Source organism: Salinisphaera sp. RV14, from assembly GCF_052044135.1.
GTDB lineage: Bacteria > Pseudomonadota > Gammaproteobacteria > Nevskiales > Salinisphaeraceae > Salinisphaera.
In genome coordinates this window covers 113,734-125,648 of record NZ_JBQDYF010000011.1, presented here as the reverse complement: position 1 = coordinate 125,648, position 11,915 = coordinate 113,734, and the positions used below count along the sequence as shown (strand labels likewise).

9 protein-coding genes are annotated in these 11,915 nt (G+C 62.6%); 4 read left to right on the top strand and 5 right to left on the bottom strand.

Annotation, left to right across the window (positions count from 1 at the left end; all coding sequences use genetic code 11):
* The first annotated feature begins 521 nt into the window (after positions 1-521).
* The 4 genes from betT to ACS8Y6_RS12400 all read left to right on the top strand — a co-directional run bounded on the left by betT (position 522) and on the right by ACS8Y6_RS12400 (position 4,781).
* Positions 522-2,591, top strand: a complete 2,070-nt coding sequence (gene betT / locus ACS8Y6_RS12415; RefSeq protein ID WP_440848474.1) for a choline BCCT transporter BetT — start codon at positions 522-524, stop codon at positions 2,589-2,591.
* Positions 2,592-2,709: 118 nt separating this feature from the next.
* Positions 2,710-3,378, top strand: coding sequence for a DNA-3-methyladenine glycosylase I (locus ACS8Y6_RS12410; protein WP_440848475.1), 669 nt, complete (start codon positions 2,710-2,712; stop codon positions 3,376-3,378).
* A gap of 58 nt (positions 3,379-3,436) precedes the next feature.
* On the top strand, positions 3,437-4,183 hold the full coding sequence (locus tag ACS8Y6_RS12405) for a YbaY family lipoprotein (protein WP_440855683.1): 747 nt from the start codon (positions 3,437-3,439) through the stop codon (positions 4,181-4,183).
* A 148-nt stretch (positions 4,184-4,331) separates the two neighbouring features.
* Positions 4,332-4,781 carry a CBS domain-containing protein gene (locus ACS8Y6_RS12400; RefSeq protein ID WP_440848477.1) on the top strand — a complete coding sequence of 150 codons (450 nt, stop codon included), beginning with the start codon at positions 4,332-4,334 and terminating at the stop codon, positions 4,779-4,781.
* A gap of 26 nt (positions 4,782-4,807) precedes the next feature.
* Here the strand turns inward: ACS8Y6_RS12400 and ACS8Y6_RS12395 are convergent, their stop codons facing one another.
* The 5 genes from ACS8Y6_RS12395 to ACS8Y6_RS12375 all read right to left on the bottom strand — a co-directional run bounded on the left by ACS8Y6_RS12395 (position 4,808) and on the right by ACS8Y6_RS12375 (position 11,722).
* The gene (locus ACS8Y6_RS12395; RefSeq protein WP_440855682.1) at positions 4,808-7,522 is read right to left on the bottom strand and encodes a cation-translocating P-type ATPase; all 2,715 of its coding nucleotides are present in this window, start codon (positions 7,520-7,522) and stop codon (positions 4,808-4,810) included.
* A gap of 271 nt (positions 7,523-7,793) precedes the next feature.
* Complete coding sequence (locus tag ACS8Y6_RS12390; RefSeq protein WP_440848479.1) at positions 7,794-7,931, bottom strand: hypothetical protein; 138 nt, start codon at positions 7,929-7,931, stop codon at positions 7,794-7,796.
* Between the two features lie 83 nt (positions 7,932-8,014).
* Positions 8,015-9,055 carry a C45 family autoproteolytic acyltransferase/hydolase gene (locus ACS8Y6_RS12385; protein WP_440855681.1) on the bottom strand — a complete coding sequence of 347 codons (1,041 nt, stop codon included), beginning with the start codon at positions 9,053-9,055 and terminating at the stop codon, positions 8,015-8,017.
* Between the two features lie 196 nt (positions 9,056-9,251).
* Complete coding sequence (locus ACS8Y6_RS12380; protein ID WP_440848481.1) at positions 9,252-10,757, bottom strand: biotin carboxylase; 1,506 nt, start codon at positions 10,755-10,757, stop codon at positions 9,252-9,254.
* A gap of 14 nt (positions 10,758-10,771) precedes the next feature.
* Positions 10,772-11,722, bottom strand: coding sequence for a carbon-nitrogen hydrolase family protein (locus ACS8Y6_RS12375; protein ID WP_440848482.1), 951 nt, complete (start codon positions 11,720-11,722; stop codon positions 10,772-10,774).
* Between the last annotated feature and the right edge of the window lie 193 nt (positions 11,723-11,915).

Sequence of the window (11,915 nt, the reverse complement as noted above, 5' to 3'; positions counted from 1 at the left end):
GTCTTGCCGCAAAACAGCGCTTGGCGCGGACGCGGACGAAACGGCAACAGGCCCTAATAGCGCGAGCATGCGACCGCATGCTCGCCGTGGCCATTGGCCGCGAAGTCTTTGAAAACAGCGGATGAAGTCGGCTGTTTGGATGCCGGATTAATAGGCCCCGCTGGCCCGAACGCCGCTTGGCCACGGGGATGATGCCCGGGGCCGGGGCGTCGCGCCTTGCCGTGAACGCGCGCCGCCTCGCTGCATGCGACAAAATACCTGGCACAGCACATTGCTGCGGCTGTCGCGGCGCGTGCGGATCCGGCGTTTCATTTGCACGCTAAATCGAATGGCGGCAGTCTACGCCGGCATTCCGGGTACCCGGCCGGCCAGCCCTTCGGCGGTAAACCGCGATTCCGGGCCTCCGTAGCGCGCCATCACGGCAGCGAGCCCTGTGACGGGCGCGACGTGGACGTCGGTTCAACACGTCGCGCGACGGCGCAACGCGAGTGCACCCGGCAAATTCACGTGCCAGGAGCAACATGAGTCAGCCCCTCTCATCCGAGCGTAAGCCGGCGGAAGATCGTCTCAATCCGATCGTGTTCTACGGCTCCGCGATCACCATCGTGGTGTTCTCGCTATGGACGATGATTTTCACGGCGCAGGCGCAAGCCGCGATCAGTGCGGTGAAAAGCTGGATATCGGCCACATTCGGCTGGTACTACTTCCTGACGGTGATCATATACCTGGTCTTCGTGATCGGGGTTGCGGTGTCGCGGTTCGGTCGCATCCGGCTCGGACCGGAACAGTCCCGGCCGGATTTCAATCTTTTTTCATGGTCCGCCATGCTGTTCTCCGCGGGCATCGGCATCGGGGTCATTTTCTACGGCATCGCCGAGCCCATCACCCAGTTCTACAATGCCCCCGACGCGCCGGCCGACCAGGCCATGGCCGCACGGCACGCCATCGAGATCACCTTCCTGCATTGGGGAATCTCCGGTTGGGCGATCTACTCGCTGGTCGGCATGTCGCTCGCGTTTTTCTCCTATCGCTACGATCTGCCGCTGACTATCCGTTCGGCCCTGTACCCGCTGTTCGGCAATCGCATCTACGGCTGGATCGGGCACACGGTCGACATCACCGCCGTCGTCGCCACCGTGTTCGGCATTGCCGCCGCCCTGGGGATCGGCATCGTGCAGCTGAACTTCGGCATGCATTACATGTTCGGCATTGCGGCCAATATCTGGACGCAGGTCGGTCTGGTGGTCGCGATCATTGCGTTCGCCACCATTTCGGCGGTCACAGGGGTGGAAAAGGGAATTCGCCGCCTGTCGGAGTTCAATATCCTGCTGGCGATCGTGTTGCTGCTTTTTGTCCTGTTCACGGGGCGCACCCTGTTTCTGCTCAACACCTTCGTCACCAACGTCGGCGACTACCTCACGCACTTCGTGAGTCTATCGACCAACACCTTCTCCTACGCGGCGCCGGCCGGCTGGCTCGACGGGTGGACGCTGTTCTTCTGGGCCTGGTGGATCGCGTGGGGCCCGTTCGTCGGGCTTTTCCTGGCGCGAATCTCGCGCGGGCGCACGATCGCCGAATTCGTAGCCGGCACCATGACACTGCCGATCATCTTCATGATGATCTGGATGTCGTTGCTGGGTAATTCGGCCCTCGACATGGTCATGCACGGCGGCGGCGACTTCGGCCAGCAGGTGATGAACAACCCGCCGTCCGGCGTCTATCTGTTCCTCAATCAGCTGCCGTTTCCGATGCTGTCGACGATCGGGGTCACCATCCTCGGGATTGTGTTCTTCGTCACCTCCGGCGACTCCGGGGCCCTGGTACTGTCCAACTTCACCTCGCAGCTCGCCGACGTAAACAGCGACGCGCCGGTGTGGATGCGTGTCATCTGGGCGTCGATCATCGGCGTCGTGACCTTGGCCCTGTTGCTGGCCGGATCGGGCACGAGCGGGTTATCCGCGCTGCAGAGCGCGGTCGTCGTCACCGGTCTGCCGTTTTCGGTCGTCCTGTTCTTCATGATGGCGGGCCTGTGGAAGGCGCTGAAGATCGAAGCCTACAAATTCGACAGCCAACGCGTGAGCCTGCCCGGCCACCTGTCGAGCCGCACCGGCGGGCGCGATGCGGTCAGTTGGACCACGCGCGTGTCGCGGGCGATGAGTTTTCCCAGCTATCGCCACGTGATGCGCTATCTGGACGAAGCGGTCCGGCCCGCGATGGATGCCGTGGCCGCGGAATTGCGCGCGCAGGGCGTCAAGGTCGATGTGTTCACCCAGGGCGAGGGCGAGGCGCGTCATGCCGCGCTTCGCGTCGGACTGGACGACGAGCCCGATTTCAATTATCAGGCCTGGCCCCGCCAGTTCCAGACCCCCACGTTCGCCATGCGCGCATCGCGATCCAATGCCTATTACTACCGCCTCGAAGTGTTTCTCACCGAAGGCACGCAGGGCTACGACCTGATGAACTACTCCAAGGATCAGGTCATCGACGATATTCTCGATCAGTACGAGAGTCATCTGCATTTTCTGCATCTGACGCGTGAGGTGCCCGGCGACTCGGCGCTGCCGGATGCGCCGGACCCGGCCAAGCACTGATTCCGAGCGCCGCGAACCACGCGGCCCGGGCCGGCCTGTTGCCGTGTGCGTTGGCAACCGGCCCTTGGCTGGTCCATTGCGCGTACAATTGTGCACAATCTCTTACCGCGACGAGCCCATGATCGAATTCGACAGGATCGAATCCGCTGCCTGCGCACGCCTGGGCGGCAGCGCGGAACTCGAGGCGGCGCTGGTGCGGCCGGAGCCGCCGGAAAGCCTCGCCATGATCGGCGATGACCGCTATTTATCGGTGATGTGCCGGCGTATTTTTCGCGCCGGCCTGACCCATCGCCTGGTCGACGCACGCTGGCCTGCGTTCGAGGCGGCGTTCGATGATTTCCGGCTGGAAGCCGTTGCCGCGCTCAGCGAGGACGATCTCAAACGACTGGCCAGCGACGAGCAGCTGATCCGCCATCGCCGGAAGATATTTGCCGTACGCGACAACGCACGGGCCATGCAGGCGATCGTCGACGAGTTCGGCAGCTTCGGCTTCTGGCTGGCGGAGTGGCCCGAGGACGAGATCGTCGAACTCTGGGCCGAGCTCAAGACACGCTTCGCCCAGCTCGGCGGCCAGTCCGGTCCGGCCTTTCTCCGCATGGCCGGCAAGGATACCTTCTTGTTGACCGACTGGGTGGCGCGGGCGATGTCGCAATGGCAGGTTTATTCCGGCAAAACAAACACCCGGAGCGCGCACCAGCGTATTCAGGCACTATTCAATATGTGGAACGAACTGTCTGGGCGACCGTATTGCCAACTGAGTCAGATACTTGCATTTTCGATCGACTGAAATAGACGGTTTGATGGTAAAACTCCGAAGAAGCGCCCGAGCGCTCATCGTCGCCTCAATGATGGCGACAGTCGGCATTCTGGCCGGCTGCGGCTCGAGCCAGCCCCAGGATGTGCATATTCGCGGCCGGCTTGCGCTTGCGGGCGATGGCAAACTCCCGAATCATGCCAGCGCGCGTATCAGCCTGATCGAGCACGATGTCGGCGGCGGCGAGAATCGCATTGTGGCCGAGCGCACGCTGCACGATCTGGGCAAACTGCCGGTCAGCTTCAATATTTCGGTCGGATCCGCGTTGCTCGGCAGCGGCGGCCAGTACGGTCTATCGGCACAGATCATGGACAAGGGGGGCGACGTGCGTTGGCAAACGCCCGTACCCCAGGCCGTCACGCCGCGCGAACAACGAAAGCCGGCGCTGCTGATGCTGCAGGCGAACGACTCCGCTGCGGGCGGGGATTTCCGGCATTATCGATGCGATGACGATTTCCGCTTCGATATGACCAACACCCCCAAGCAAGCCGTATTGCACATGGGCAAGCGGCAGATCACCCTGGACGCCAGGAAAGACAGCGGCGCGCATACGGCCGTCTACGCCGACGATCACGGTGACCAGCTTACATTTGGCCACGACAAGATCACGCTCAATTTCGATGGCGCGAGCCACATGAACTGCGTGGCACAGGGCAAGATCCCAACGCCCCCCGGCAACGGCAATCCCGGCCCCGGGCAGGCCCCGGACGACGATTCGGGTGCCGGCCACCGGGCAAAGACCCCGCGTTCGTCATCGTCGCGCGGCGACAGCCCGTAGCCGCACCGGCGCGGCTGCCCCGTACACGCGCCGAAGCGCATTACGGCGCGGTCGGCGCTCCGGACTTCCGCGCTTTGATCTGAATCAATATCTCGCCGGCACGATCGATGACCATGGTGGCGTCGTTTACGCTTACACGGAGTCTCAGGTGGAAGTCGCGCGGTTCTGCGAAAAGAACGTGGTCACCACACCCCGGCATACCCGTATCCGTGATGCCGCGGCGCTGATGCGCAAATACCACGTCGGCTCGCTGGTCATTGTCGAATCCGACGAGAAGGAGTCGGCGCTGGTGGGCGTCGTGACCGATCGGGATCTGGTGATCGAAGTGCTGGCTCAGGACGTACCGATCGATTCGCTCGCGGTTGGCGATATCGTTCAGACGCCTATCGAAACCATCGATGAATCGGCCGACATCTGGGAAGCGATGGAATGCATGGCTGAACTGGGGGTGCGGCGACTGCCGGTCGTGGACGCCGAGTGCTATCTCCGCGGCATCATTACGCTGGACGACATTCTCGAGTGGTTTGCCGAATCAATGGATCGGATGCGTACCCTGGTCGGCAACGAAATCTGGCAGGAGACACGCGCCCGCCGTTAGCGTGCGAGCTCGGAAGCGGACGAGGGTCATGCGGTCGGACGGGTGGTTACCGGGCGACCCCGGTCTTTGTGTGCATACCGCAGGATCGCTTTCTCGATTTCCACCAGAAACAGCACTGACGACGCGGTGAGAGTAAGCCCGATCCAGGATAGCGCCCCGATGCCTCGTGTATCGAACAGCAATTGCAGGGGCGGGGCGTAGGTAAACAGGGCCTGGAGCGCCAGGGTGGCCACCGCCGCCGCCGGAACGTAACGATTGCCGATGAATCCTTGCCAGCTGAGTGACCGATTCACGATGAAACGGCTGCTGAACAAGTAGAAGATCTCGAACATGACCAGCGTATTGACCGCGACCGTCCGCGCCTGGTCCAGTGGCAAGCTGCGGTCGATCGCGTAGATGAACTGCGCGAACGTCCCAGCCACAATAACGAGCGTGACAAAGACGATGCGCCACACCAGCAGGCCGTTGACTATGGCGTCGCGGGCGCCGCGCGGACGCCTGCGCATCAGATCCTGCTCTGGCTGCTCGAAAGCCAGCGCCAGCCCAAGCGTGGTGGCCGTAATGGTGTTGACCCAGAGAATCTGCAGCGGCGTCAGCGGCAGGGTCAGGCCGAACAGGGTGGCCAGAACGACCACCATTGCTTCCGCCAGCCCGGTCGGCATTATGTAGAGTACCGATTTTCGGATGTTGTCGTAGACGGTACGGCCCTGTTCGACAGCGTCGGCGATCGAGACAAAATTATCGTCAGTCAGGATCACGTGCGCGGCTTGCCGAGCAGTATCCGTACCGCGTCGACCCATCGCTATGCCGACTTCGGCCTGTTTCAGGGCCGGCGCGTCGTTGACCCCGTCTCCGGTCATGGCCACGATGCACCCTCTGGCCTGCAACGCCCTGACCAGGCGGAGTTTGTGCTCGGGGGTGGTGCGAGCATAGACGTCAGCCGTGCGCGTACTTTCCTGGAGCGACTGTTCATCCATGGCATCGATATCGGTGCCGCTGAGCACCGGAGCGGTTTGACCGAGACCGAACTGCGCGCCGATAGCTCGAGCCGTAGCGGCGTGGTCGCCGGTGATCATCTTGATGTCGATACCCGCCGCACGGCAGCGCTGGACCGCTTCGATTGCCTCCGGTCGTGGCGGATCCTGGATGCCGACCAGGCCCAGCAGCACGAGATCCGAATCGAGATCGTCGGACCGCAGGCCCGCCGTGTGGTGTGCGACTTCGCGCTGCGCTATGGCGAGCGTACGCTGGCCGGTGTCGGCGAGCGCGGTCAGATGGCCCGTCCAATAATTCGCATCCAGCGGCTCAGGCAGGCCGTTGCGCATTTGCGCGGTGCATCGAACCACGACAGATTCCGGCGCGCCCTTGAGCGTGATCCACCCGGTGTCCTGCTGATCGCGGTGAAGCGTCGCCATGAACCGGCTTTCCGACTCGAACGGCATGATGTCGAGTCGCCGATACGCGGCCCGGATGGCATCGACATCCTGACCGGCCTTGGTGGCGAGCGTCAGAAGCGCGCCTTCGGTCGCACTGCCAACCACGTGCCAGTCTGGTTGCGATTTCAGTTCAGCTTCGTTGCAGAGCACGGCCGCCGTGAGCAAACGAGCCAGATCGGCTGCCACATCGGCCAGGGGGCGATGTGTCGCCGATTGAATGGTTCCCATCGGTGCATAGCCGTCACCGTCGACCATGAGCCGGTCACCGGCCAGCACGACGCAGCGAACCATCATCTGGTTGTAAGTCAGTGTGCCCGTCTTGTCCGAGCAGATCACGTCGACGGCGCCGAGTGTTTCCACCGCATAGAGACGACGAATGATCGCGTTGCGTCGCGCCATGCGTTGTACGCCGATCGCCAGTGTGATCGTGATCACCGCGGGCAGGCCCTCCGGTATCGCCGCCACCGCCAATGCGACAGCGGCGAGGAAGAGTTCTTCGAAGCTGCCGCTGCGACCCAGCCAGCCGATGCCGAATGTCACGATCGCCAGCAACAGGATGCCGACCGTGAGTTTGAGCGATAGATCGGACATCTGGACCATTAATGGCGTGGGTGTTTCGTTGATATCCTCCGCCAGCCGCGCGATACGACCGATCTCGGTCCGGGCACCGGTGGCAATCACGATGCCGATGGCACGACCTTGTGTGAGGTGCGTACCGGAATAGACCATGTTGCTGCGCTCGGCGAGCGGTGTTTGCATTGGCACCGGATCCACGCTCTTGGCCACCGGGGCGGATTCGCCGGTCAAGGGGGACTCGTCGACCCGTACCTGGTGCGCTCGCAACAGCCGAAGATCGGCCGGCGCGCAGTCGCCGGCATTCAGGCGCACGATATCCCCCGGCACGATCTCCCGGGTCGGCACGCGCTGCAGTCGCCCCGCGCGGATGACGATGGCCTCGAGCGAGAGCAGCGCCTGAATGGCCCGCAACGCCTTCTCGGCGCGACCCTCCTGAAAGGCGCCGATCAGCACCATTATCAATACCACGCCGAAAATAACGCCGGAATCCACCCAGTGCCGAAGGAACAAGGTGGCCACGCCGGCGCTCATGAGCACGCAGATCAGCAGATTCCGGAATTGACGACCCAGTCGCCGTAACGCACTTTCCGGCGGGGGGATCGGCACACTGTTCTCGCCGTAGCGAACGAGTCGGGCCTGCACCTGGGCTGGCGAAAGGCCCTCGGCCGCAGTCTCGAGGGCCTGCAACGCATGTTCGCACTCAAGCTCGTGCCAATTCGATGAGTCCATGAGTAATCAGCCCGACGTGGTCTTGCGATGCGGCGCAAAAGTGCGGGGCGGTCCTGTCGATGCATTGCGCTGTGCGTCTTCGTACGGAACCGCGACTCAGTCACAGGCCCGACTCGCCCCTTTTCACGCTAACGGGTTTCGGAGCGAGGGCATTGATTGAAGTCAAGCCGCTCCCGGCACTACCTGGCGGCCGCCCGATTTGCATGCTGCAGATCGTACTGACGGCGAATGAGGTTGCATATCGCGCACGATGATAGACCTCCGATAATGGTTACTGGCCGAACAGCTGCATGTCGGCCAGCGCTATCTCGATGCCGTCGGCCGCCGCGTCAATATCCATGTGGCAGTAAGCACGCACCTGGTCCGGGCACGTCGCGCGGCCAAACAAATCGTGCGAATAGCCGCGCAACTACCGACCGACTGGCCGGCGTTCAGGGCGAGCCGGCGATACGGTGAGGTCCGCCAGGAACTCGAAAGGGCGACGGAAACGCATTAAAAGTGCCCGACACCCACTTTCCCGATAGTCGCTTCGCCCAGATGGATGGTTTCGAGCCCTTCCTCGAACGACGCGAACGACTGCTGCAGCACCCGGTGGCCCGGCCAGTGGTATTCCACGCGTGCTTCGGTCGGACGATAGACTGCGGTATAGAGCGTGCCGAAGGCCCGCTCGTAGCGGATGCGATGAATCGGGGGCTCCAGGAAGCGGTTCACGAATCGGCTTTCGGTTTCGCTCGGATCGGCCAGGCGCTCTTCGAGGAAGGCGCGGCGCTCGATGCTCGCGCTCATACGGGCGTAGGCCGGCCACTCGATGCGATCCTGATGGTTGGTGCTGACCGGCGACCGCACGAAGCGTGGCTTGCGATCGGGGGCCAGATACGCGGTGACGAATATGCCGGCGCGATCCAGCAGTGTCAGGTTGTATGTCATGTGGACCGGGACACGCCGCAACACGAAACAGGCCTCACGGACGTTGTCGCATGTTTCCAGTATGTAGCGCAGCACCAGCGGCACGCCGAAACCGTCGCCCGTGGTCTTGCGCCCGCCGAACGCGAGCGAGACCGCGAGTCCGGCATCGTTGATGCCGTCCAGTACGCCCCAGAGACAATCGCTGATCGCGATGACCGGGCGCAACCAGCGGGTTTTCAGCAGTGCCCATTCAAACAGAATGGGGCTGTAGTCGTAATTGCGAATCAGCGCCGGCTCGGGCCCGGCCCATACCGCCTGCGAGCACCCCAGCAGATAGGGCGGCGGGCGATAGAAGCTCAGAAAACGCGCCGCGAGATCGCCGCCGCCGGCGAGATCCACCAGTTTGTCGTAGGTCGACAACAGCTCCGGCATGTACGCGCGGAGGTTTCGCAACGAAGTCATATAGCCCGGACGCGCGCGTTCGCCTTCGGAAAGAAACCACGTCTGATACGGCGGCCAGTGTGCGTCGAAAAGGGCCTGCCATTTGGCGCCCGGTTCGTCTTCCTCGATCGAGGCCAGGTGAAACGTGCTCGGTATATGGGCCATGGGCGAAGTCGGCGTGCTCATCCCGGGAACCTCTGTTCGGACCGGCGTCGGCCGTGGTGAATGGGGAAGACGCGCCACGCCGGCACATGATGCCTCGTCCTGGCATAACGCGACCGACACTCGGTCCGTGTTCGGGGCGAAGCAAGGCGTTCTCGCGACGGGCGGATCGATCGGCCCGTCGCGCTTTTACTCAACCCGCGCCGCGGCGCGGGCGCCGCTACAACAGCTTGAAAGAGCCCGGTACAGGATGAGCTTTCAAGGCACCCGGCGCGAGGTGCCCCTGGTTCTCGGCGCTGGCAGCCGATGCCTGGAAATGCGACTTGATCCCGTCAATCCAGGCACGAGCGCGCGGGTTGAGTTCGAAATCGTCATTCATCAGGCGTCCGCGCGTCACCAGTATGCCCAGATCCGCGCCTTCGTACCAGTAGTCGCCGACACCGGCGATGCGCACGAACAAGGCCTCGGCCTCGCTTTCCACATGGTAACGATGGGTGTCATAGCGTGAGAAGCTGATTTGGCCGTCCGCATCCATGCGCCAGATGCCGGTCGGTGGCGCCTGGGTGATGACGCCGACCGCATCCGCCGTGTGCTTGAGTACCAATTGGCCCCAGGAGTCGATGTTGTCCGGCTCGGCCCAGCGCCGATTGATTTCATCGACGTCGAGCGTGTAATCCACGTCCATCCACTCCAGCAGATGAAACATGAACAACGGCATGTCCGACAACGAAAACGCGGCGTGGTTGGTAATGGAGCTGGCACCCGTGATGCGCGGATTCATCTCGCCGAGATAGAGCTTGTCGGTATCGCGATCGATCAGGAAGTCCAGCTCGAAATAGCCGAGATAGCCCTCGCGCTTGAGGCATTCGCCCATCGCCAGGGTGGCGTCGCGCGCCTGATCCCGCAGATCCGCGTTGAAGGCGTTGGCGAATATCTCGTTACCGCACCAGCCCCCTTCATAGGGCGTGAGCTCGGGAAAGCCCACCAGCTCGGTCATGATCGGGGCCACGATTGTGCCGTGCCGCGTGACGCAGGCTTCGACGGCGGTGCCGCGGGGCTTGATGCGTTTCATGATCTTGACGTCGCCGGCGCCGACGATCTCGTCGGCGTGCTCGGCCCAGTCTTCCTCATCGGAGATCATGAAGGTGGTATGCCCTGAGTCGCCGAACGCGGTCTGCACCACGAGATCCGGCCCCAGGTCCGCGGCAAGCCGGCGCAGGTCGTCATAGGAGTCCACGGCGGCCATCACGTTGGGAACGCAGTCGATACCTGCAGCTTCCGCGATTCGGGTGGTCACCAGCTTGTCGTCCAGATGCTGGCGCAGACGGGCCGGTGGCAGGCAGACTTCCAGATCCAGTTCGCGGGCGAGTCTCTCGGTGTTTTCGTCGAACATCAGGAACAGCGCCTTTCCGGGCCCGCGACTGCGGACGTAATCGGCCACGGCCTTGTGTTCGAGCAGATAGTTGTTGATGTCCTCGATGCTCTGGAACTCGGTATGCGCGATTTCCGGCGGCACGAACAGATTCGGGTGCTGGCCGTCGAAGCAATCGATGTAATTGATGTACTTGAAGTGATGTACCCATTCATCCGCGCCCAGCAGGTTGAAGTTCGTCGCGCTGATGAAATAGATCGGCGTGTCGTTGCGCCGGAAGAACCGCCGGATATCGGACAGGCCGTGGAGCGTCCGGGTCGACTGGACAACGGGCGCGGTGTTCTGATTCTCCATGGCTGTCTCCCTGGTTATGGATTGTCGTTCGGCGGCGTATCGGTGTCGGATACGACGCTGGAGTAGGCGCCTGATGACGCGCCATCGGATGCTTCTGAACCGGCATTGATACATATGCGCTCAGGCTTTTTCAGTGGCCCCAGTGAGTCGAGATAGGGCGATTGGGCGCCCGCCTGATAAATCGCGAATTCGACCGGTTTGTCCCGAAAACTCTTCAAGGGTTGCCCAAGACTCAGCAAACCTCGTTCGCGCGATCGGCGTACGGTATCGAAGTCGATTTCCAGCGGGATGAATTCCTCACTGCTGCCGGCCTGATGAAGCACCTGGCCGTGCGGGCTGCATACGATGGAGCGGCCGTAGCCACCGGCGCCGAGACCGTTGATATCGAACAGGTAACACTGATTGACCGCGGCGTTGGCACGCGTGATCGAAAGTTCCACATCGCGGTCGATGGATGAGGTCAACGTCGGACGCAGAATCACCTCGGCCCCCATGCTGACCAGTGTCCGGGTGACTTCCGGAAACCAGGTGTCGTAGCAGATCGTCATGCCGAAGCGGCCCACCTCGGGCACGTCGAATACGAAGAACTCGTTGCCCGGCGTGATGCCCTGTTCGTAGGGCTCGAACACGAACATCTTTCGGTAGCGACCGACGACATGGCCGGTCGGGTCGATGACTGACGCCGTGTTGTAGATGAGGCCGTCGTCGGCCCGTTCGAACATCGAGCCGGTCACCAGCCAGATCTGGTGCTTGGCGGCGGCTTCGGCCAGCGCGGTTTCCGCCGAGCCGGGCAGGGCCTGCGCTTTCGACGGCAGCGGGCCGCAGGCGGCAAGCTCGCTGAACGTCACCATCTGCACCCACGGATAAACCGCCATGAGCGCGTCGATGCGATTTTTCATGCCCTCGACGTTGCTCTGCGTTGCCGAGACGTACATCTGAATGCCTGCAATGGCGAATGGCGTCATATGCCTCTTCTTTTAAAAAGTTCGGTTGATAATCTGAAGGGTAAACCAAGAGTGTGGGTCACGTCCCGGATCGGCGCCGCGATCACGCGACCGACGCGTGTGCCGAGGGCCCGAAGTACTGCAAACATCGCCCGACACGGCACTCCCGGGCCGGCGAAAATAGTTTCGCCGGGCCAGCACGCCGAGCGTCGCG